A 21739-nucleotide genomic window follows, 5' to 3' on the forward strand; every position below is an offset into this window, starting at 1 on the left:
GCGGTCCGCGCCGCCCTGGCCGAACTGGGCGTCACGGGCGTGACGGTCGACACCGCCAACCGTCTCCAGGGCCGCGAGTTCGACGTGACGGTCGTACTGCACCCCCTCTCCGGCCGCCCGGACGCCACGGCCTTCCACCTGGAGACCGGCCGCCTGTGCGTCCTCACCTCCCGCCACCGCCAGGCATGCGTCGTGGTGTGCCGCGCCGGCGTCGCCGACCTCCTGGACGAACACCCCTCGACGGACCCGGTCCCACTGGGCGTCACCGTCAAGTTCCCGGACGGCTGGGAGGCCAACCACGCCGTCCTGTCACACCTCGCGGAACACCGGGTGGCCTGGCGGCCGTGAGCGGCGACGGCGAGCGGTAGCCGTAGGCGTCGTGATGTCCGGTCGCCGCTGGTCAGCCCAGAGATGCCACCGCGTCCGCGATGAGCGCGCGGGCCGCCGCTCCCCTTGCGGCCTGCCGCGAGAGACGGTCAAAGGCACGGGAGTACAGCTCGACCTGGCTGGGCCGCGTGAGCGTGGACGCGGCGTCGGGGGTGTCCGCGTGCACCCTTCGGTCATCGAAGATCGTGAAGGTCGGCATGGGCCACACGGCCCGTTGTTCCGCGAACGGGACGATGCCCACGGCGACGTTGTGAAAGTCCATGGCTCCCAGCAGGTGGCCGAGCTGCGCCGCCATGGTTTCGGCGCTGCACAGCCGGTATCGCAACACCGACTCCTCCAGCACGAAGGAGAACCGGCGCCCGCCCTCGCCCAGCACCTTGTTCCGCCGCATCCGGGCTGCCACCGCCTCGCTCACGTCGTCCGGTGCGCCTCGGAAACCCGCGAGGGAGGACAGCAGAGCGGAGGCGTACCCCGCCGTTTGAAGGAAGCCAGGGATCACATCGGATACGTAGACGCGGAAAGTTCTGGTTTGTTGGTACAGGTCGCCGACGCTCTCCTGCAGGCGCCGGAGACCGGTGCGCTGAAGCCGCCTCCACTCCACATGCGCCTCGGCCGACTGCCTGCTGGCCGCGATCAGGTCGGGGGCCTGGTCCAGAAGTCGTTTCCCGGCAGGGCAAGGGTGGTGGCCTGCCGCCGGGGCAGCCATCGGACTTGTTCCCCCGCCGTGACGTTGGCATGGGTGACGTAGTGCTCCCACCGGATGGTCCCGGCCGGTGTCGGGGTCGATCCCAACGAACTCTACGGCCATGGCAGACTCCCTGGTCCAGGCACTTGCTCGGGCTTGCACCGGCATCTTTGAGCTACGGAGACATCGTCAATACGGCGGTGGGGGCCGAGACGGGCGGGGGCCGGACGCGCCGGTGGGCCCCTGTGCGGGCCCCCTTGCACGGGGCGGGACAATGGAATGCGGCACACGATTCTGGAGGTACGTCCATGTCCGAGCCGCAGCCGGCTCCCGATCCGCGCGGCGCCGCGGCCGCGTCCCGGCGTCTGAGGCCCGCGGCGCTGCTGTTCGAGCCGCCCGAGGCGGCGGCCGACCCCGAGCACTTCTTCGGGCTGGAGTCGATCGAGGACCCGCGTGAGCTGCTGGCGCGCGCCACGGAGCTGGCGCTGGCCTTCCGGGCGGCGGCCGACCGGGCGACGGAGTTCCAGGCGGTGGCGGCGGCGCAGCTGGCCGACCCGGGGCGCTTCGACCGGCTGACGGAGGCGGCGCTGGCCGAGCGGGCGGAGTGGTCGGAGGACTACGCGCGCAAGATGATCGAGTTCGGCCGGGCCCTGATGCGCGAGGGGTCGTCCGCGTCCGGCGGTACGGACTGATCCTGGGCGGGAGGGGGCGGGCCCCGCGTCCGTCGCCGGCGGCCCATGGCACGACCATGGGTCGTTGGCATATGCGGGGAGGGAAGATACTCCTTACCGGCCCGTAGTGTCCGGGTTTCCGCCATTCCGCAGCGGTGCCGGGGCGGGCCTCGGTAGACCGGTGTCATGAGCGACTGGCTGTCCGACACCGCCCGTGTCCCCCTCTCCCCCGTGTTCCCGGCCGCCTCGTACGTCACGTCGGCCGGTGCCGACTGGCTCGCCTCCGCCAGTCCTCATCCGCATCAGGTGCACACCCGGTGGGCGGAGTACCCGTTCACCCCGAGCGTGCTGCCGTGCGGCGTGGTCTTCGACGTGATCAACGCTCCGGCGCTGTTCGGCCGCCGCATGGTGGACCGCTTATGGACCGACGGTCCGGGCTCGGGGCCGGTGGCGGCGCACCGGGGCCGCATCCTCCTGTTCACCGCGCCCGGGACCGCGCAGCGGCTGCCCGCGCTGCTGGCCTGGGAGGAGTGGGGGCGTGCGGTGCCGCCGCTGCTGTGCCACGGCGCCGGGGACGCGGTGACCGTCCCGCCGCTGCGGCCGGTGGTGGCCGCCTACGGGGACGACGGGACGGAGCCCGCTCCGGCCGCCGCGCGCTGGCTGGTGGCGCCGGGCGTACGGGTGCCGTGGCTGCCGGGGCCGGACGTCCTGCTGTGGGCGTGCATCCGGGCCGCCCGTGATCTGCGGGACGCGGCGGCGGAGGCCGCTTCGCAGGGGTCCGGGGCCGGCGGCGGGGCGGCGTGCGACCGTCCGGTCGGTGTGCTGTCCGTGCCCTGATCAGGCGCGATTTTTGTGCTCCCCGGTCCGGGTGCTAATGTTTTCTCCGTCAGCAGGCGCCGCTAGCTCAGTTGGTTAGAGCAGCTGACTCTTAATCAGCGGGTCCGGGGTTCGAGTCCCTGGCGGCGCACCGACAGACGAAGGCCCTCACTACGGTGGGGGCCTTCGTCGCGTCCGGTCAGGCGGGGCCGATCTTGATCGTCCAGTTGCCGCCGACGGTGCGGGCCAGGACCTGGACGCGTACACCGTCCTGGGCGTCGTCCATGCTCTCCCCCACGCCGAGGGGCGCGTCCGCGAGCGGCGGGTGGACGGAGGTACCGCGGCAGGCGGAGCCGCCCGGGTGCCCGCCGAGGACCTGGACCGGGCCGGAGCCGGACGGGGTGGCGCTGCTGACGCGGTAGACGAGCAGCCCTTCCTTGCACGCGGAGCGGTCGTTGCCGGTGCGGGTGCGGATCTCCATGGCGAGCACGCTGTCCCGGCCGGTGCGGACGGCCAGCAGCCGCGGCCGGCGCGCGTCGCCGGGTTCCATGGGGGCCGACAGCGGGCGCAGCGAGTGCAGGGTGGTGCCGCGGGCCGGTACGGCGCAGTCGACCTGGTGGTCGGTGAGCCAGCCGAGCCGCCATTTGTGCCAGGCGAACGGGTCGGGGGCGAGGCCGAACTGGCTGCCCATGAGGTCCCAGTCGCCGACGTGGGTGTCCCAGTCGCCCTTGCCGTTCTCCGGCCGGTGGTAGAGGTCCGGCAGGTCAAAGACATGGCCGGTCTCGTGGGCGAGGACATTGCGGTCGGGCGGGTTCTGCTCGAAGACGGTGACGAAGCGGCGCAGGTCGGTGTCGTCGGCCCGCATCGGGCGGTCGAGGTTGACGACCTTGGTGGCGTCGGAGTCGACGCCGGGCGCGTGGGGGTCGGCGACGAAGTAGACGATGTCGTAGCGGCTGAAGTCGATCGTGGGGTCGGCGGCGGCGACGGCGTCGTGCAGATAGGCCGAGCGGTGCTCGGGCGACCAGTCGCGACGTATCCCGTAGCTGGTGGAGGGGCGGGGCATCCGGATCCAGGCGCGGTGGATGTGCGGGCGGAGCCGGAATCTGCCGTAGGAGGCGCGGTCGAAGAAGCGGGAGGTGGCGGGGAAGTAGTCCTTGCCGAGGTCCTTGACGGGGAGGGCGGGCTTCGCGTCCGGGAAGGACAGGTAGATCATCACCGCGTCGAGGGGGTGGTCGGGGCGCGGGTAGCCGGTGTTCCAGCCGTCGACGCCCTCGGAGTGGTGGGCGTCGGTGCGGCCGAGGGCGCAGGAGAGGGTGGCCTCGGAGGCGGTGGCGGGCCCGGCCACGATGGAGGTGGCGATCAGGGCGCTGAGGGAGGTGGCGACCGCGGCGACGCGCCGCAGAGTCCGGTGCTCCACCCCGTCGGGTGTCTGCTCGCGCGGCACATCGACCTCCAGGGAGGGAATCGGAACCCCTCACCCACCCTGGGGTGATTTACCGCTGTTCGTCCTGCTGCGAGAGCCGGACGAGTGATCGCTTCACCTCCACTTCGCCGTAACGGACAGTCACGATTGGGCATCCGAGTAATAGGTGCGAACAGAGCCGGGCAGAAATGGCCGAAGTTCCGTCACGCGTGCCGATGATCACGGCAACGTCGCTGGATCGGCCGCCGCAGCAGCCTCTATGATCGCCACACTTTCCACCGCGAGATCCCCCCATCACGAGACACGCGCCATGCGGGAGCGAGCAGTGAGCGGACACCCCGACGGTACGGGCCGCACGCCCGGAGCAACGCTTCCGTCGGTAACGGAGCGTGAGGGTACGACCAAGGAATCCCGGGCCCGTGCCGACGCTCCGGCCGACGGCCGTCCCCTCCCCCGCGGCGGCCCGGCCGCCGCTCCCGGCGACTACGGCGCCGCCTTCCACGCCGCCCGCCTGCCGATGGCCGTCCTCGACCCCGACGGCCGCGTCCGCAGCGCCAACCCCGCCCTCGGCGAGCTGCTCGGCACCGGCCCGGAACGGCTCGCCGCCACCACCGCCGCCGACCTCGCCGACCTCGGCTCCGACCCCCGGGTGCGGGCGGAGTACCGGGAGGTGCTGTGCGGCCGCCGCCCCCGGTTGCGCTGCACCCGCCGCCTCAAGCACCCCGAGGGGCACATCCTCCATGTGGAGGTGACCGTCGAGCCGCTGGCCGGTACGGAGCGGCTGCTGCTGACCGTCGCGGACATCAGCGACCAGCGTCATCTGCTGAAGCGGCTGCGGCACCTCCAGATGCACGACCCGGTCACCCTGCTCCCCAACCGCGCCCTGTTCTTCGAACGGCTGGCGGCCGCGCTGGAGGCGTCCGCCACGGAGCCGGGCACCGGGCGCATCGGCCTGTGCTACCTCGACCTCGACGGCTTCAAGGCGGTCAACGACACCCTCGGGCACCGCATCGGCGACCGGCTGCTGAGCGCGGTGGCGCAACGGCTGACGCACTGTGCGGAGACCGTGGTGGACAGCGGCGCGGGCCGCGCGGGGCCGCTGGTGGCCCGGCTCGGGGGGGACGAGTTCGCGGTCCTGGTGGAGTCGTCCACCGGCACCGAGCAGCTCGCCTCGCTGGCCCAGGCGCTGCTGGAGGCGCTGGAGCGGCCGTTCGACCTGGCCGGGCAGCGGCTGTCTGTGTCGGCGAGCATCGGTGTCATCGAGCGCACCGCGTCCGGCACCACGGCGACGGGGCTGATGCAGGCCGCCGACACCACGCTGTACTGGGCCAAGGAGGACGGCAAGGCCCGCTGGACGCTGTTCGACCCGGAGCGCAACGCGCACCGGATGACCCGGCAGGCGCTCTCCAGCACCCTGCGTCCGGCCGTGGACCGCGGTGAGTTCACGTTGGAGTACCAGCCGCTGGTCAATCTCGGGGACGGGCGGGCGCAGGGCGTGGAGGCGCTGGTGCGATGGCAGCACCCGCAGTTCGGAACCCTCGCGCCGAATCGGTTCATCGCCCTGGCAGAGGAGAACGGCGCGATCGTCGAACTGGGCCGCTGGGTGCTGGCCCGCGCCTGCCGCCAGGCCCGCGCGTGGCAGCTGGCCAGGCCCGGCGAACAGCCCCTGTTCGTCAGCGTCAACGTGGCCGTACGCCAGGTGTGGGACTCCGATCTGGTGGCGGACGTGGCGGGCATCCTCGCCGAGACGGAGCTGGAGCCGCGGATGCTCCAGCTGGAGCTGACCGAGTCCGCGGTGATGGGCTCGGCCGGCCGGCCGCTCCAGGCGCTCCAGGCGCTCAGCGACATGGGCGTACGGATCGCCATCGACGACTTCGGGACCGGCTACTCCAACCTCGCCTACCTCAGCCGCCTCCCGGTGTCCGTCCTCAAGCTCGACGGATCGTTCGTCCGCGGCTTCCGCTCGCGGGAACACCCCAACCCGGCGGACGAGACGATCGTGGAGGCGCTGGTCTCGCTGGCGCACCGGCTCGGGCTCACCGTCACCGCGGAGTGCGTGGAGAGCGCGGAGCAGGCCGAGCGGCTGCGGCGGATCGGCTGCGACACCGGGCAGGGCTGGCTCTACTCCCGGCCGCTGGCGCCGGAGCAGGTCACGGCCCTGCTGGACGCGGAACGGAGCGGCGGGTAGGGCCTGTGGCGGAGATCCCGTCGTGGGCGGGGCCTCCGCCACAGGCCCTGGGCCCGTCAGGCACCCGGAAGCCCGTAGGCGTCGGCGATCAGTTCGTAGCTGCGCAGGCGGGCGGTGCCGGAGTGGGCGTTGGCGGTGATCATCAGCTCGTCGGCGCCGGTGCGTCGGGCGAGGTCGTCCAGGCCCTGGCGTACGGCGTCGGGGGTGCCGTGGATCACGTTGGCCGTCCAGCTGTCCGCGAACTCCCGCTCGTGCGGGGCATAGGCGTAGGTCTCGGCCTCCTCCGGGGTGGGGACGAGTCCGGGGCGGCCGGTGCGCAGCCGGAGCATGGCGAGGGCGCCGCTGCGGACCTGGCGGCGGGCCTCGCGGTCCTCCTCGGCGGCGAGGGCGGCGACGCCGATCAGCGCGTAGGGGGCGTCCAGGACCGCGGAGGGGCGGAAGGAGGAGCGGTAGAGGTCCAGCGCGGGCAGGGTGTTCGCGGCCGAGAAGTGGTGGGCGAAGGCGAACGGCAGGCCGAGGGAGCCGGCGAGACGCGCGCTGAAGCCGGAGGAGCCCAGCAGCCACAGGGGCGGGCGGTGCGGGGACTGCACCCCGCCGGGCGCGGTGGCCTGGACCGGGCCCGGTACGGCGTGGACGCGGGCGTAGGGGTGGCCGTCGGGGAAGTCGTCGTCGAGGAAGCGGGTCAGCTCGGAGAGCTGCTGCGGGAAGTCCTCGGCCCCCTCGTGGAGCCGTTCGGTGCGGCGCAGGGCGGCCGCGGTGGCGCCGTCGGTGCCGGGGGCCCGGCCGAGGCCGAGGTCGACGCGGCCGGGGGCCATCGCCTCCAGGGTGCCGAACTGTTCGGCGATCACCAGGGGCGCGTGGTTGGGCAGCATGACGCCGCCGGAACCGAGGCGGATGGTATCGGTGTGGGCGGCGAGGTGCGCGAGGAGCACCGCGGGTGAGGAGGAGGCGACGCCGGGCATGGAGTGGTGCTCGGCGACCCAGTAGCGGTGGTAGCCGCGGCGTTCGGCCGTCCGGGCGATGCCGACGGAGGTACGGACGGCGTCGCCCGCGGTGCCGCCCGCCCCGACCGTCACCAGGTCGAGGACGGACAGCGGTACGGGTGCGGTGCCGCGGGCCGGGCCGCGGATGCCGTCGCCGGTGGTGCCGCGGGTCTCGTCGTTGCCGCTCACGTGCCAGTCCTCCTCGCGTCGCTGGTCTGCCGGAGGAGCAACCGGAGAAGATCTCCGGTTTATTCCCGGCGGGCGGCGCGGGGCCCGCTACGGCCGTGCGGCCCTGGTGAAGAGTGTGCCGAGGGCGGGGCGGGAGAGGGGGAGGTCCAGGAGGCGCAGGCCCTCCCAGACGGTCACCTGATTGGCGGTGAGGACCGGTTTGCCCCGTGCGGCTTCGAGGTCCGGCAGCCACCGCGCGGTGTGCAGGGCGGTGTCCGGCAGCAGGACCGCCTCGGCGTCCGGGTGGTCACCGGCCTCGGCCAGCGCCAGCACCTCGGCGCGGCCCCAGGTGCCGACCTCCGCCGCGGTGACGATGCCGCTGGCGCGGGTGGAGACGACCTCGGCGCCCGCGGCCTTGAGGAAGGCGCGGAAGCGGTCGGCGACATCGTCCGGGTAGGTGGCGGCGAGCGCGACGCGCCGCACGCCCAGCGCCCGGACGGCGTGCTCGAAGGCGAAGGACGTACTGGAGGCGGGCAGCCCGGCGGCCGCCGACAGCTCGCGGACCTGCTCGCGGGCGCCGTCCCGCCCGAAGACGAAGCTGGCGCTCGTACAGGCCCACACGACGGCCTCGGCGCCCTGTTCCCGCAGCGCGGCGACGCCCGCGGCGAGACGGGCGGCCGACCCCATCTCCAGCAGCGCGTCGACCCGGTGGGCGTCCTCGCCGATGTCGGTGTGGACGAGCGGCAGCCGCACCCCGGCGCCGAGCAGGGCGGCGAGGCGCGGGTAGTCGTCCTCGGCGGAGTGGCCGGGGTAGAGGAAGCCGACCGTGGTCGCCATGTGGGTCTCCTTCGGGGCGGGTGCCCGGGGCGCGCGTCCCCGGGCGGGGCGGTCCTGGGGCGCTACACCGGTGGCGGGGTCCCCGGTTCGTCGGGCGGGCGGCCCGGCAGGTCGTCGGTCTCCGGTTCGGGTGGCAGCGGCGGCCCCGCGAAGGCGGCCTCGGACGAGCCGGTGCCGGTCATCGCGGCCGGGCCCCGGCGGGCCACCGGGTCGAGCAGTGCCTGGTACGGGCCTACCGCGGCGGCGCCGATGGCGCGCAGCGCGGCCCACATCGTCACCTGATTGGCGGACAGCACCGGCATCCTCAGCTCGGCCTCCAGCTGCGGGATGACGTCGTAGGTCGGCAGGTTGGTGCAGCTGATGAAGAGGGCCTCGGCGTCGCCGACCACGGCCGTACGGGCCATGTCGACGACCTCGCGGTAGCCGGTCCGCCAGATGTGCCGGGTCAGGCCGAGATAGGCGCGGCCGGTGACCGTGACGTCCGCCTCGGCGAGGAAGTCCTCCAGGGCGTCGGTGACCGATCGGGTGTACGGGGTCACGACGGCGATGCGCCCGGCGCCGATCTCGCGCAGCGCCTCGATGAGCGCGCCCGAGGTGGTCAGACAGGGCACGTCGCCGGCCCGGGTCATCGCGTCGGTCATCGCGCGTTCGCCCGCGAGTCCGGCGACGAAACTGCCGGAGGTACAGGCGTACGAGATGACCTGCGGTGAGACCGCGCGCAGCGCCCGGACGGCGGAGCGCAGCGTCTCGTGCTCGCTGACCAGCCGGGCCAGGCCAAGGCTGACCTCGACCGGGACGAACGGGGTGCGGGTGAGGTGCAGGGACACGTCGTCCGGTACCCAGCGCCACAGCTCGCGGTCGAGTGCGAAGTCGAACGGGGCGACGACGCCCACACCGAGCTGGGGCCGGGGGCCACCGACAAAGGAAGAGACGTCCATGAAGGCCCCTGGGAGAACGAAGGGCAAGGATGGGCCGGGGCGGAGCCCGGCGTTTTCTGTGCGGCCGGCGGATGCCGGGGCGTCGGAACAAAGCCGTTGTTGACACCGTAGATACGACTTCTTAGCGTGGTCAATCCTCGCATCTCAGACATTCCCGGGAGCCCCTCCCTTCCCGTACGGGGCACCCGCTCCACCACGGTTGGGGGACCATGCCGCACCGCACCGTCCTCGTCCTGGGCGCCGACCCGCCACCGAAGCTGGACCGCCTCGCCGGACGCGCCCGGGTGGTGCACGCCGACGAGAACACCCTCGCCGACCGACTCCCCACCGCCGATGTGCTGTTGGCCTGGGACTTCACCTCCGACGCGATCCGGAGGGCATGGCCCGCGAGCGGGCCGCGGCCGCGCTGGGTGCACACCGCGAGCGCCGGCGTCGACCGGCTGCTGTGCCCGGCTCTGGTGGCCGACGACACGGTGGTGACCAACGCCCGGGGGATCTTCGAGCAGCCGATCGCCGAGTACGTGGCGGGGCTGGTTCTCGCCATGGCCAAGGACTTCCACGGGAGTTGGGAGTGGCAGCGGCAGCGGCGCTGGCGGCACCGCGAGACTCGGCGGGTGGCCGGCACCCGCGCCGTGGTCGTCGGCTCCGGGCCCATCGGACGGGCCGCCGGGACGACCCTGATGGCACTGGGTGTCGCGGTCGACCTGGTGGGCCGCCGGGAGCGGACCGGCGATCCCCGGTTCGGCACCGTGCACGCCTCCGGGGCGCTGAACACGCTGCTGGAAGAGGCCGATTGGGTGGTGTGCGCGGCGCCGCTGACCGAGGAGACCCGCGGCCTCTTCGGGCGGGAGGCGTTCGCCCGGATGCCGTCGCGGGCCTGCTTCGTCAACGTCGGGCGCGGGCCGCTGGTCGACGAGACGGCGCTGGCCGCGGCGCTGCGCGCGGAGGAGATCGCGGGGGCGGCGCTCGATGTGTTCGTCGCGGAGCCGCTGGCGCCGGACAGCGCGCTGTGGGACGTGCCGCGCCTGATCGTCTCCCCGCACATGAGCGGGGACACGGTGGGCTGGCGGGACGCGCTGGCCGAGCAGTTCCAGGACAACTTCGACGCGTGGGAGGCCGGGCGCCCGCTGCGCAACGTCGTCGACAAGCGGCTCGGGTACGTCCCGGTGGACTGAGCCGCGGGCCGGGCGCGGATTGCGCCGCGCGGGTGCGGTGGTCGCATACGGGGGCGGCGGGCCGGGAACGGAACGGTGATCGGCGCACCGGAGCGGTCCCTCGCACGGCGGGGACCCGATCCGTCCGCCGCCGCGGTGCCCGGCCCGGCGGGACACGGGCGCCCGGACGCGGCCGTGCCCGCGCACCCGTACCGGCCCGCCGTCCCGGGCGCCCGGGGCGGCCACTCGTTTGGAGGACGCGATGACCGAACCGACCACCGCGAAGGGCACCCCGACCCGGCTCGCCGATCTGACCGCCGCTGCCCTCACCGCCGGGTACGCGGCCGGTGAGTTCTCGCCCGTCGAGGCCGTCCGGGAGGTGCTGGAGCGGGCCGGGCGGGCCCAGGAGGCCGTCAACGCGTTCGTCCGGATCGATGCCGAGCAGGCCCTGGCGGAGGCCGAGGAGTCCGGGCGGCGCTGGCGGGCGGGGCAGCCGGCCGGCCCGGTGGACGGGGTGCCGGTGACGGTCAAGGACCTGCTCCTGGCCAAGGGCGCGCCGACGCTGCGCGGCTCCCTGGCCGTCCGCGAGGAGGACGGGACCTGGGACGAGGACGCCCCGGCGGTCGCCCGGCTGCGGGAGTCCGGCGCGGTGTTCGTCGGCCGGACGACGACTCCGGAGTTCGGCTGGAAGGGCGTCACCGACAGCCCGCGGCACGGGGTGACGGGCAACCCGTACGACCCGTCGCGCACCGCGGGCGGCTCCAGCGGGGGCAGCGCGGCGGCGGTGGCGCTGGGCGCGGGCCCGCTGAGCCTGGGGACGGACGGCGGCGGCTCGGTCCGCATCCCGGCGTCGTTCTGCGGGATCTTCGGGTTCAAGCCGACGTACGGGCGGGTGCCGCTGTACCCGGCGAACCCGTTCGGGACGCTGTCGCACGTCGGGCCGATGACGCGGGACGTGGCGGACGCGGCGCTGATGATGGACGTGATCTGCGGACCGGACTCCCGCGACTGGACCCAGCTGCCCCCGCCCGCCGGCTCCTTCCGCGAGGCGCTGGACGCGCCGGTGGCCGGGTTGCGGGTCGCGTACAGCCCGGCGCTCGGCCTGGGCGTACCGGTCGCGCCGGACATCGCGGCGGCGGTCCGCTCGGCGGCCGCCACGCTGGAGGCGCTGGGCGCCCGCGTCGAGGAGACCGATCCGGGGTTCGAGGACCCGGTGGAGGCGTTCCACACCCTGTGGTTCAGCGGCGCGGCCCGGCTGGTGGGGCACGTCCGGGAGGAGGCGCGGGACCTGCTCGACCCGGGCCTGCGGGAGATCGGCGAGAAAGGCGCCGGCTTCACCGCGGCGGACTACCTGGCGGCGGTGGACGTCCGGGCCGCGCTGGGCAAGACGATGGGACGCTTCCACGACACCTACGACCTGCTGGTCGCCCCGACCGAGCCGATCACCGCGTTCGAGGCGGGCGCCGAGTTCCCGGCCGGGTCCGGGCACACCCGGTGGACGGGCTGGACCCCGTTCACCTATCCGTTCAACATGACGCAGCAGCCCGCCGCGACGGTGCCCTGCGGGCTGGACGGCGGCGGACTGCCGATCGGGGTCCAGCTGATCGGCGCGCGGCACGCGGACGCGCTGGTCCTGCGCGCCGCGCACGCGCTCTACGAGGCGGGGGCGGCGGGGGTGCCTAGGCCCGGCGGAAGCTGAGGGTTTCGCCGAGGGCGCCGGCCCGCCACAGGTCCTGGCAGGCGTCGGCCATGCGGTCGAGGCCGTCGGTGACGGAGCCCCAGACGATGCCCGGCACCCAGCCCGCGTCACCGTTGATGAGGAGGTTGTTGCGCTCGTAGAAGAGCGCGAGGTCGACGACGGTGGCGCGGCCGCGGTGGTCGGCGTCCTGCGCGTAGCCGTAGGACGCGGTGCCCAGCTCGGTGTCGCTGAAGGTGAAGTAGCACAGGTCGCCGGGGATGGGGGTGATCGTGGGGTTCTCCAGCGGCGGCTCCTGGGGGGCGAACGCGGGGACGAGGGCGTAGATCTCGTTGCGGGCGTACTTGGCGTGGTAGACGTCACCGCCGAGGGGCAGGGCGTTCCAGACGGCGTCGCAGGTGAGGGGGGCGCGGTCGTCGAGCAGCCGGGCGGTGCAGCGCACGCCCCGCTTGTCCAGGGACACCTCGATGAAACGGTCGGCCATTCGGCCTCCTTCCGGTCCGCTGCCGGGCCGGTGCCCGCGTGCCCTCCGCGCGGAACGGAATCAACCGGCCACGGCAGTCCAGGAGTTGCACATCCGGCACCCCCACCGTAAGCGGGCAAGCCGGGCGCCCGCCACACCCCGCGACGGGGTGTCGCCGCCGGGTCCGGCGCAACTCGGCGGGACGGGGCGGAAAGGGTCCGGCACATGGGCGTACCGGCGCATGCGCCCCCGGTGACCGTGCGCTCCGGCGCATGCCTCGGCCCGCTCATGTGCGCCCGCGCACGCCCCTCCGGCACCCCGCCACCGGGACCTGGGAACGTGCCGGGGGCACATGCCGGAACACTGCTTCGCTGGACAGAAGCCCGACGCACCGCACTTTTCGGTCAAGACCCCCTTCCTCACGGGCCGTTGGCCGCTATCGTGGTAGGGCCCGCCGCACGGGAGCATCCGGCGACACCGCCGTACGCTCCCCCGACAGCGGCCCGACGCAAGCGGTAACAACCTGCTGGGGGACACCGTGGCGCTGAAGCCCGAGCCGACCGCGCCGTTCCATTCGGTGCAGTACGCCCTTCGCGTGCTCGAAGTGATCGCCGGTCACGCCGACGGGGTGACCGATGCGCAGATCGCCCGTACGACCGGCCTGCCCGCCGAGCTCCTCGGCCCGATGCTGGCGATGCTGCTGCACGAGAGCTATGTGCGGCGGGCCGCCGACGGCGCGTACGTCGTCGGCGAGGCGCTGCTCCTGCTGGGCACGGGCGGCGACCGCGACCAGGCCCTGCGGGACAAGCTCCAGATCACCCTCGACGAGCTGCGCGACTCGGTCGGCGCCGCGGTGTACATCAGCCGCTACATCGACGGCGAGGTCAAGATCCTCCACTATGCGGACGGACCGCGGGCCCCGAAGGTCAACGAGTGGGCCGAGTTCCACCGCACCGCGCACGCCAGCGCGGTCGGCAAGTGCCTGCTCGCCCAGCTGGACCACGACAGCCGCAAGGACCATCTCGCGCGCCACAAGACCGCCCGTCTCACCTCGCGGACGATCACCAACGAGAAGGTGCTGCTCCACAAGCTCGACAGCCAGCCGCCGACGGTCCCCGTCCTCGATCTCCAGGAGTACGCCGTCGGCACGGTCTGCGCCGCGGTGCCGATCACGGCGGGCGCGACGGTGGGCTGCCTCGCCCTGTCGATGCCGCTGGAGCACGCGCACCGCCTGCGGCAGGCCGCGGACGCGCTCAACCGCAGGGCGGCGCCGGTACTGCTGTCGCTGGCGATCTGAAGCGGTTCCCCGGGCCCCGGCGGGCCGGGAATCCCGCCCCGGACGGCCGTGCCGCGGGGGCGGCCGGCGGGGTGATCACCAAGGTGGTCGGGAGCACCCCCGGAGACCGGGTAGTATTTCTTTTGTCAGCGCGCGCCGCTAGCTCAGTTGGTTAGAGCAGCTGACTCTTAATCAGCGGGTCCGGGGTTCGAGTCCCTGGCGGCGCACCTGTGAAGGGGCCGTTCCTGGAATTCCAGGAACGGCCCCTTCGGCATGCGTGGAGGTCGGGGCCTCCCCGGGGGACGTGGGGTGACGGGAAGGCCCCGACGGGGCTCACGGCCCGGGGGCACGGTCCGGCGCGCGGCCGGAACGCCCCGGGCACGCGGCCGTCAGGAGATGTCGACGTCCGAGCAGGCGTAGAACGCGTTGCCCGTGTCGGCGATGTCCCAGACGCCGAGGATGATGTGGTGGCCGGACTTCTGCGTGGGCACGGTGCCCTGGTGCTGCACGGTCTCGCCGGGGCGGACACCGCCCATCGGCACGGTCATGAACGGCTCCGGCTCCAGGTCGGCCCGGGTGAGCGGCTTGCTCGGGTCGTAGCCGTCCTTGGTGATGAAGTACCGGAAGTCCGTGGTGGCGTGGCGTGCGGTCAGGCGCCAGGTGAAGGTGTAGCCCTGGCCGGCGGAGAGCTTGGTGGCGGGCCACTTGCCGCCGCGCGGGTCGTCCAGCGGGGCGAAGCCCTCGTTGCCGCCGGAGCAGATCTTGCCGTCGGCCGGGCCGGCGGCGGGGAAGCCCTTGGGGCCCTCGACGCTCTGCGGCTCGTACTGGATGGCGCCGCAGTCCTTGGCGGTGCCGTTGGCGCAGAGCGCCTGGCGGCTGGGGGGCGCGTCGCTGTAGCCATGGCTGGACGCGCTGCCCGTGGCCAGTACGGAGGTGCCGAGGAGACCGAGTCCGATCACGGCGGCACTGATCCTCTTGCGCATGCTGACGCTCCTGGAGGAGTGGGGGGATGTTCCATGAGCCGGCGGTGTGCGGTCCAGACCAATCCGCAGACTAGGCGAGATGAACTCGCCATGTCCAGACCAATAACAACGGAGCGCCGGGCTCCGGAACGACCCGCCCCGCCCCTCAGGCGGCGCTGCGCAACGTCCCCGTACTGGTGCGGGCGGCGGTGTTGACCAGCGTGGCGTACGTACGGCGCAGGGCGATCAGCGACTCCTGCGCCTCCCGGTAGACGGCGGCGTCCGGGCCGCCTCGGTGCGCCAGCGTACGGACCGGGGCGCAGTGCCGGTCCATCGCGCTCAGCCATGCGCGGTGCTGCGCCGGCAGATGGCGGCGCAGCAACTGCCTGCGCCCCTCCCCCACCCGCCGGCCGCCGATCCCGAGGACCGCGTCCGCGGCCTGGAGGACGGGCGGCTCCAGGGCGCCCTGTTCGGCGAGCGCGGCCAGGACGCCGCTCTGCTGCTCGGTGGCCGGGGCGTCGGCCAGCGACGCCGTCTCGTAGTGGAGCTGGGCGCGCAGCGCGTGCTGGATGCGGACCAGCCGGCGCAGGGCGGTCGGGGTGGAGCAGTCGTCGGGGGCCCGGCCGGCCAGCGTCTCGGCGAGCCGGAAGAGCCAGATGCCGTGTGCCTCCAGCCGGGTCACGGCCAGCATCAGCCGGTCCAGACGGCACAGCGGCTGCCCCTCGGGCGACCAGCGGACGATCGGGACGAGCTGCTCGGTGCGGGCGAGCTGGTCTATGGGTATGTGGCGGCGCGGTTTGCGCTCGGGGGCCCAGTTGTGGAGCGCGAGGGTGGGCAGGGCGACGAACTGGTCGTGGTCGATGCGGTGGGCGAGGGCGGCCCACAGGTCGAGGAACGCCTCGTCGGCGCTCTCGCGGGCGGCCGGCGCCTGCGGGTCGAGCCCGCCCCAGCCGCAGGCCACGGCGACCATGGCCACCCGCATCGCGGCGGCCTCCGCGTTGCGCGGCGACAGCCGGGAGACCCGCTGCCGCAGCGCGGCCAGCTCACCCGCCCTGCGGGCACGCCCGACGAGGGCGAGGGATTCCTCGCGCCCCCCGGAGACGGCCACCGAGCGGGCCAGGGCGTCCAGCCGCGCCCAGGTGCCGATCATGGTGCGGACCGGCGGGCGCTCGGGGAGGAAACCGTGCTCCCTGGGGTCGTGCGGGGTGTGACCGCCGTCGGTGAGGTCCACGGGGGCCGCGGTGTCGCCGGGCGCGGACGCCTCCGGGGCCCGGCGGGGCACCGGGGGTCCGACGGGCCCGGCGAGGCCGACGTCGTACGCGCCCTGTGCGGTGGTGGTCGTGGTCATGGTCGTCATCAGCACTTCCCCGCGAACAGCCGTGCCAGGTGGGTGTCCATATCCAGGTGGCGGCCCTCGTTCCCGGGCGCCACGATCGCCGTCGTCTGTTCCAGCCAGGCGGCCAGGTCCGCCCTGCGTACCGACAACTCGCAGAGGCCGTCGTCGGTGAGCAGTTCGAGGTGCACCCGGCGCCGCCCGTCGGCATTGCGTACCGGCCAGACCCGTACAACTCCCTGCCCCGTCTCCGTGTGCAGTCCGCCCAGCAGCAGATCGCGGGCGAAGACCCAGGTCGAGACCGTGCGGCCACGGCTGAGGAAGGCGACATCGACCTCGTACGGGCGGTCGCTGCGGTAGCTGAACCGTCCGGACACCGGAAGTGCGTCGTCCCGGCCGAGGAGGAGTCGCATCTCAAGGGTGCGCTTGGCAGTCGACACCACGACGATCAACCTTTCCGAGGAAGGGGCGGACCCGTATCCGGGGCACACGCCTTACCAGACGTGGCCAGGGAGGATGGGGTTGCGGAAGAGGCGGGAGGAGTGACGAATGACATCGCCGCCCGCGTCCGCACGGACGGGAGGACGCGTTCCGTGGCACCCTTCCCGGGAGAGACGGGACGCGGGACACGGGAGGCGGCACGCGGGGCAGGGCGGCACGGACGTGGCGGGCGCGGAACGCGCGCCACGGCGGACGCGTCGGCAGTCACCGGCACCCGCATTCCCCTCGCCTCCCAGTCCGTTCCGATCCTCTTCTCCCGCCTGGGCTCGACTCAGCCTCTCAACCGTCAGGAGATACCGCACGCTGACGGGGCAACTGATGCACTAGGGCCATGAACTCGATCTTCACAGACCAATTCGGACAGGAGTGAAGGCAAAGGTCCTGAGATGAGGGGCCTTTCGCCCTGAGACGAGAGGGGTCCTTGTGCGGTAGGGGAACGCGGGGACACAGGACCCCGGAGCACCCGTGACCCACGCCACACCCCCGGGTACGGTGCGGACGTCCGTCCGGTGGTCGGGAGCACCTCCGATGTTCGTGTAAAGTTATCTCTGTCAGCAGGCGCCGCTAGCTCAGTTGGTTAGAGCAGCTGACTCTTAATCAGCGGGTCCGGGGTTCGAGTCCCTGGCGGCGCACGTTGCATCGAGGCCCCTCGCCATTGCGGGGGGCCTCGTTCGTGGTGTTTGCGGGCCGGCGTTTTCGTCGGCCGGGGCGGTTGGTGGCGCGGCTGTACGCGCCGGGCGTGGAGGGCGGTGGCCCGGCGGGCCCGTCAGCGTTCTTGGGCGCCGTCCTGGCGTCCGCGACGTATCCGCCACCGCAACCGGAGCAGCTGCCCGGCGATCACCAGGAGCGCACCGCCGACGAGCACCAGCCCGACGGCGGCGGTACCACCGACCGCCTCATCGTTCAGGGCCCCGTCCGACCCCCCGGACGCCGGGTCGTCGTGCGGCCCCGCCGGCACGGCCCGGGGCGCCGACACCGGGTACGGGCGGAAGGCGGGGGCGGGAGGCACGACGGTGCGCGGCGCGAAAGCGAGATCCGGGAGAGGGATCGCGAAGCCCGGCACGGTCGGAGTGGCGGGGGCCTGCCGGTAGGCGATGCGGGCCCATGCCGAACGGGCTGACGCGGGGGCGGCGCCCTTGCCTGTCGCGTGAGGCGTCACGGGGCCGGCGTCCCAGCCCTGCGCGGTGACTCGTGCCATGACGGGGACGGAGCCCCAGGTGCCTGCCGTGTGAGGTGTCGCGGGATCGGCGGCCCGCTCCTGTGCGGCGTGGGGCCGTATGCCGTGTGTCGTGGGAGGGGCGGAGCCCCGCGTGTGTGCGGCGTGGAGCGTCGCAGGGGTGGTGACCTGCCCGGATGCCGGACGGGCTTCGGTGGCGTGGGTCGGGGATGCCGCTGTCGCGCAGGCTATGAGGGCGGCACCGAGGGTGAGGCGCGATGAACGTATGGTGAACCTCCGCATAGTCCGAAGGTCCGCCCCGTCCGTGCCGCGCGCATCCGCTGCGGTCCGGTGCTGCGCCGCCGGGGTGAACGGGGACGGTCAGCGGGCGGGCAGGGCGGTGTGCCCGGCCCCTGTGCGTCCGACGGGTTTGCGTCGAGCGCTCCGGGGCGGGGCCGGGCGGCCTCACCGGTGGGCCGGGGGCTCGGCCGGTCTTCGGGATGCCTCGTGTGCCATGAAGCCTGTGTCATGCGCTCCGAGGTGTGGTCGCCGGACGAGCTCCCGTCGTCGTCAGACCAGCTCCACCAGGTCCGCGATGGAGTCGACGACGCGGGAGGGGCGGAACGGGTGGCGTTCGATGTCCTCGGGGCGGGTGAGGCCGGTGAGGACCAGGAAGGTCTCCATGCCCGCCTCCAGACCGGCCAGCACATCGGTGTCCATCCGGTCGCCGATCATGGCGGAGGTCTCGGAGTGGGCGCCGATGACGTTGAGGCCGTGCCGCATCATCAGCGGGTTGGGCTTGCCGACGAAGTACGGATCGACGCCGGTCGCCTTGGTGATCAACGCGGCCACGGAACCGGTGGCGGGCAGCGCGCCCTCCGCCGACGGACCCGTCTCGTCGGGGTTGGTGGCGATGAAGCGGGCACCGTCGTTGATCAGGCGGATCGCCTTCGTCAGCGCCTCGAAGCTGTAGGTCCGGGTCTCGCCCAGGACGACGTAATCGGGGGCGTGGTCGGTCAGGACGTACCCGATGTCGTGGAGGGCGGTGGTCAGCCCCGCCTCCCCGATGACGTACGCGGTGCCGCCGGGCCGCTGGTCGTCGAGGAACTGCGCGGTGGCCAGCGCGGACGTCCAGATGGACTCCCAGGGCACGTCCAGTCCGATACGGCTGAGGCGTGCGTGCAGGTCACGCGGGGTGTAGATGGAGTTGTTGGTCAGGACGAGGAACGGCTTGCCCGATTCACGCAGCCGCTTGATGAAGGCGTCCGCGCCCGGGACCGGAATGCCCTCGTGCATCAGGACACCGTCCATGTCGGTGAGCCATGACTCGATCGGCTTGCGCTCTGCCACTGCCGGACTCCTGCCGTGCGGGTTGACCAGGTTCGCCGACCGCACCGCACGCACCACGCACCGCACGAATGCCCTACGTCTCGTACGCACGGCCGACGTGCCCCAGCCTAAGTCAGCGGGGGGGCGGGGCGACTCTGACGAGCGGGGGTGGGGGTGCGGTGATGTGGCGGGGCGTGGCTGGGGGCGGGCGCGGGTTCAGCGGTGTGTGCGAGGGGTTTCGCAGTGTGGGATTCAGGGGTGCCGGCGGCGGGTGCCGGCCAGGAGGAGGGCGCCTCCGAGGAGTAGGCCGGTGGCGAGCAGGGCGAGGGCGCGTAGGGGGCCTTGCCCTGTGGCGGCGAGTTGCGAGGGCGGGCCGGAGGGGGGTTTCACCGACGGTCGGTGGACCTGCGGTGGCGGTACGGGGAGTGCGGTGGGGCCGTGGGGGGTGGCGGATGACGGATGCGGTTGAGGGGCCGTGTGGGGGCCGGTGCTCGGCAGGACGGTGAAGGTGTAGTCGCCGGACTGGCCGTTCCATGCGCCGTCGCCTTCGCGTCGTTGCACGACGGCGACGTTGGCGGTGATCCGGTCCTGCGGAGTGTCCTCCGCGAACCGCGTCCTGATCGGCACGGTCAAGGTGTCGTGCGCCGGGACGGTCAGGCCGCCGTTCCGGGCGGTAGCGGTAGCGGTAGCGAGGGACGCCCTCTTGCCGCCGTCCTGCGGGGTGGCGGCATCGGGGGGCGCGCTCTCGTTGCTGTCCTGGGGTGTGGCGGCGCGGGGGGCCGTAGTCTCGTCGGCGCTTTCCCGTGGGGTGCCAGGGGCCGCGCTGCCGTTGCGGGTGATGCCAGCGTTGGGCTCCACGCTCTCAACGGTGCGGTTCCGGGAGGTGTTGCCCGGGGCAGTGGCTGCGCCAGGGGGCATGCCCTCACCGGGGTCTCGGGGCGTCCTCGCATCGGGCTCCACGGTCTTGCCGCCCTCGTCCTGGAGGCTGCCGACCCTGCTTCCCGCGCCTTGGCCGTCCCCGTCCCGAGCGCTACCGGCACCGGGGGCCTCACCGTCCTGGTCCAGAGCGCCGTCGGCGCCAGCGGCCTCACCACCTCCTCCCGGCTCCTCGTCTCCCCGGCCGAACACTCCGATGCGTTCGCCGTGGTCGGTGGGCTCGAAGGCGACGGGGTGCCAGGTGCCGGTGGCGGAGTCGTGGAACTCCAGGTGGATGTGGTGCGGTTGCAGGCCGTGGTGTTCGTCCGTGAGCACCACGACCGGGTGAATGTCCTCGCAGGCCGCGTCCGTGGTGTTGCGTAGCTCCAGCCACCAGGTGCCCCAACCGCCACCGGCCCGGTAGCTGCTGGGGCCGCCACGCACCCGCGCGACAAGGGGGAACCCCTTGGCATCGGGCCGCCCACACGCCGCAACCGAAGCCGGCCCGCGTGCCGCTGTGGACACGGCAGAGCCAGCGAAGGCGGATGCGGAGGTGGAGGACCCAGCGGATGCGGCGGGCGCGACTTCCTCGGGGGACGCGATCGGTGTGGCGAACGCGGCAGACGCAGGAGGGGTGACGGATGTGGCACTCCCAGCGGGTATGGAGTTCCCAGCGGACCCAACGGATGTGGCGAGCGGGGCGAACGGGGCGAACGTGTCCCGAGTGGTGGACGTGGCTCGCGTGGCGGACGCGGCCGGCCTGGCCGATCGGGGGGATGCGGCAGACGTGGCAGGCCAGGCGTACGGCGCGCTGGTTGCCGGTGCGCCGTGTGCCGTCGCAGGCAACGCGCCGCAGAGCAACCCGGCCAGCAGTCCGGCAGTCAGGGCGTGCGGCGCCGCCTGTACGGCACGAACGACTCCCCGAGCAGCGCCCCGGGAACGCACACCCAAACGACGCACACCGAAGGGACGTACCCCGAACGTCCCCCTATCGGAAGGGCTCACGCCGTCCCCACACCCGCCGGAAGGGCTCGCACAAGCCGAGCGCGAACCGGAGGGCCCACCGTACGAGCGCCCACCATGAGGACTCCCGTGGTACGAGCGCCTACCGGACAGGCGCACGCCGGAGGACCATCCATCGGCCAGACACGCACCAGACAGACACACCCCGGAAAGACACCCACCGGGCAGGCACCCACCGGGCAGGCACGTACCGGCCAGGCACGTACCGGGCACACGCCTGTCGGCCGGCCGACGGCCGGAAGCGGCCGTGTCCGACGCGTATCTGCCGGACAAGCGGCTGACGGACGGTCGCATGGCGCTCCTCCGCTGCTCGGATCGTTCACCCCGTACGGCGATGGGGCGGCTTCGGGCCGCCCGCACGACGCGTACGGGACAGCACGACGTGTGCGGGACGCGGTGCACCGCACCAGCCGGTCCAGGCCCGCGCGGGACGACGTGCTCCCCCACACCGCATGGACACGCCACCGCACCGCGCCGCCGGATCGGAACCACGCGTGACGGCGGATTCCCCGCATCACGGGGGCACTCCGCCGCGCGGTTCCGCACACCCGCCTCCGGAGCACGGTTCCCCCGCCCGGACACGGAGCCCCACAAACGGGCGTCCCTCGCCGAAGCGTTGAGCACGTTCTCCGGACCGGCACCGTTCAGGGCCGGCGCGGTGCGGGACCGGCGCAGTTCGCGACGTCCCTTCCGTTGTGCCCGATCCGGGGGCGCCGGGCCGCCGCTGTGCACCCGACCGGCCGCGCTTTACCGCCCTATCGGCTGGCTTTCCGGCATCGACTGCTTTCCGTCACGGACAGCCGGACGCACCGCGAGGGGCGCCGAGCGGGCGACA

Annotated in this window: 19 protein-coding genes, 3 tRNA genes and 1 pseudogene; 10 read left to right on the forward strand and 13 right to left on the reverse strand. The window is 73.3% G+C overall.

Annotated elements, in window-relative coordinates; genetic code table 11:
- Positions 1-348 (forward strand): annotated as a pseudogene (locus tag AC51EU_RS03755) (helicase); the annotation flags it as partial.
- Positions 349-400: 52 nt separating this feature from the next.
- Here AC51EU_RS03755 and AC51EU_RS03760 read toward each other — a convergent pair.
- A complete protein-coding gene (locus AC51EU_RS03760; RefSeq protein ID WP_496265176.1) occupies positions 401-1093 on the reverse strand; it encodes a DUF5753 domain-containing protein in 693 nt (230 codons plus the stop codon).
- Complete coding sequence (locus AC51EU_RS03765) at positions 1021-1179, reverse strand: DUF6879 family protein (protein WP_496265177.1); 159 nt, start codon at positions 1177-1179, stop codon at positions 1021-1023. The genes AC51EU_RS03760 and AC51EU_RS03765 overlap by 73 nt, the downstream gene beginning before the upstream one ends.
- A 201-nt stretch (positions 1180-1380) precedes the next feature.
- On the opposite strand from AC51EU_RS03765, the gene AC51EU_RS03770 reads away from it, so the two are divergent.
- From AC51EU_RS03770 to AC51EU_RS03780, 3 genes are all read left to right on the forward strand, one after another.
- A complete protein-coding gene (locus AC51EU_RS03770) occupies positions 1381-1764 on the forward strand; it encodes a DUF8844 domain-containing protein (protein WP_496265178.1) in 384 nt (127 codons plus the stop codon).
- 165 nt (positions 1765-1929) lie between these two features.
- Positions 1930-2580, forward strand: a complete 651-nt coding sequence (locus tag AC51EU_RS03775) for a bifunctional DNA primase/polymerase (protein WP_496265179.1) — start codon at positions 1930-1932, stop codon at positions 2578-2580.
- Positions 2581-2636: 56 nt separating this feature from the next.
- Positions 2637-2710: transfer RNA gene (locus tag AC51EU_RS03780), tRNA-Lys, on the forward strand.
- A gap of 48 nt (positions 2711-2758) precedes the next feature.
- On the opposite strand, the gene AC51EU_RS03785 is transcribed toward AC51EU_RS03780, so the two are convergent.
- Positions 2759-4003, reverse strand: a complete 1245-nt coding sequence (locus tag AC51EU_RS03785; RefSeq protein WP_496265180.1) for a M6 family metalloprotease domain-containing protein — start codon at positions 4001-4003, stop codon at positions 2759-2761.
- Positions 4004-4292: 289 nt separating this feature from the next.
- Between AC51EU_RS03785 and AC51EU_RS03790 the strand changes: the two genes are divergently transcribed.
- Positions 4293-6170: a putative bifunctional diguanylate cyclase/phosphodiesterase gene (locus AC51EU_RS03790; RefSeq protein WP_496265181.1), complete on the forward strand. Its 1878-nt coding sequence runs from the start codon at positions 4293-4295 to the stop codon at positions 6168-6170.
- 56 nt (positions 6171-6226) lie between these two features.
- Here the strand turns inward: AC51EU_RS03790 and AC51EU_RS03795 are convergent, their stop codons facing one another.
- The 3 genes from AC51EU_RS03795 to AC51EU_RS03805 all read right to left on the reverse strand — a co-directional run bounded on the left by AC51EU_RS03795 (position 6227) and on the right by AC51EU_RS03805 (position 9096).
- Entirely contained in the window at positions 6227-7342 is a 1116-nt protein-coding gene (locus tag AC51EU_RS03795) for an LLM class flavin-dependent oxidoreductase (RefSeq protein ID WP_496265182.1), read from the reverse strand.
- A gap of 87 nt (positions 7343-7429) precedes the next feature.
- Positions 7430-8158, reverse strand: coding sequence for a maleate cis-trans isomerase family protein (locus AC51EU_RS03800; protein ID WP_496265183.1), 729 nt, complete (start codon positions 8156-8158; stop codon positions 7430-7432).
- 62 nt (positions 8159-8220) lie between these two features.
- Positions 8221-9096 (reverse strand): maleate cis-trans isomerase family protein, encoded by an 876-nt coding sequence (locus AC51EU_RS03805; protein WP_496265184.1) that lies wholly within the window; start codon positions 9094-9096, stop codon positions 8221-8223.
- Positions 9097-9305: 209 nt separating this feature from the next.
- Between AC51EU_RS03805 and AC51EU_RS03810 the strand changes: the two genes are divergently transcribed.
- Both AC51EU_RS03810 and AC51EU_RS03815 read left to right on the forward strand, forming a co-directional pair.
- Positions 9306-10271, forward strand: coding sequence for a D-2-hydroxyacid dehydrogenase (locus AC51EU_RS03810; RefSeq protein WP_496265185.1), 966 nt, complete (start codon positions 9306-9308; stop codon positions 10269-10271).
- Between the two features lie 241 nt (positions 10272-10512).
- Complete coding sequence (locus AC51EU_RS03815) at positions 10513-11949, forward strand: amidase (RefSeq protein WP_496265186.1); 1437 nt, start codon at positions 10513-10515, stop codon at positions 11947-11949.
- Here AC51EU_RS03815 and AC51EU_RS03820 read toward each other — a convergent pair.
- The gene (locus AC51EU_RS03820; protein ID WP_496265187.1) at positions 11930-12430 is read right to left on the reverse strand and encodes a DUF3830 family protein; all 501 of its coding nucleotides are present in this window, start codon (positions 12428-12430) and stop codon (positions 11930-11932) included. The genes AC51EU_RS03815 and AC51EU_RS03820 overlap by 20 nt on opposite strands.
- Positions 12431-12947: 517 nt before the next feature.
- On the opposite strand from AC51EU_RS03820, the gene AC51EU_RS03825 reads away from it, so the two are divergent.
- Positions 12948-13706 (forward strand): IclR family transcriptional regulator, encoded by a 759-nt coding sequence (locus AC51EU_RS03825; protein WP_496265188.1) that lies wholly within the window; start codon positions 12948-12950, stop codon positions 13704-13706.
- 132 nt (positions 13707-13838) lie between these two features.
- Positions 13839-13912: transfer RNA gene (locus tag AC51EU_RS03830), tRNA-Lys, on the forward strand.
- A 162-nt stretch (positions 13913-14074) separates the two neighbouring features.
- On the opposite strand, the gene AC51EU_RS03835 is transcribed toward AC51EU_RS03830, so the two are convergent.
- The 3 genes from AC51EU_RS03835 to AC51EU_RS03845 form a co-directional block, all read right to left on the reverse strand.
- A complete protein-coding gene (locus AC51EU_RS03835; RefSeq protein ID WP_496265189.1) occupies positions 14075-14668 on the reverse strand; it encodes a lytic polysaccharide monooxygenase auxiliary activity family 9 protein in 594 nt (197 codons plus the stop codon).
- A 145-nt stretch (positions 14669-14813) separates the two neighbouring features.
- Positions 14814-16004 (reverse strand): hypothetical protein, encoded by a 1191-nt coding sequence (locus tag AC51EU_RS03840; RefSeq protein ID WP_496265190.1) that lies wholly within the window; start codon positions 16002-16004, stop codon positions 14814-14816.
- Positions 16004-16420, reverse strand: a complete 417-nt coding sequence (locus tag AC51EU_RS03845) for an SsgA family sporulation/cell division regulator (RefSeq protein ID WP_496265191.1) — start codon at positions 16418-16420, stop codon at positions 16004-16006. Before AC51EU_RS03845 ends, AC51EU_RS03840 begins: the two co-directional genes overlap by 1 nt.
- A gap of 619 nt (positions 16421-17039) precedes the next feature.
- Here AC51EU_RS03845 and AC51EU_RS03850 point away from each other — a divergent pair.
- Positions 17040-17113: transfer RNA gene (locus AC51EU_RS03850), tRNA-Lys, on the forward strand.
- A 134-nt stretch (positions 17114-17247) separates the two neighbouring features.
- Here AC51EU_RS03850 and AC51EU_RS03855 read toward each other — a convergent pair.
- The 3 genes from AC51EU_RS03855 to AC51EU_RS03865 all read right to left on the reverse strand — a co-directional run bounded on the left by AC51EU_RS03855 (position 17248) and on the right by AC51EU_RS03865 (position 20325).
- On the reverse strand, positions 17248-17679 hold the full coding sequence (locus tag AC51EU_RS03855; RefSeq protein WP_496265192.1) for a hypothetical protein: 432 nt from the start codon (positions 17677-17679) through the stop codon (positions 17248-17250).
- Between the two features lie 528 nt (positions 17680-18207).
- Entirely contained in the window at positions 18208-18987 is a 780-nt protein-coding gene (locus AC51EU_RS03860; RefSeq protein ID WP_496265193.1) for an HAD-IIA family hydrolase, read from the reverse strand.
- A gap of 231 nt (positions 18988-19218) precedes the next feature.
- Complete coding sequence (locus tag AC51EU_RS03865) at positions 19219-20325, reverse strand: hypothetical protein (protein WP_496265194.1); 1107 nt, start codon at positions 20323-20325, stop codon at positions 19219-19221.
- Positions 20326-21739 lie beyond the last annotated feature (1414 nt).

It is taken from the genome of Candidatus Streptomyces philanthi, assembly GCF_059553635.1.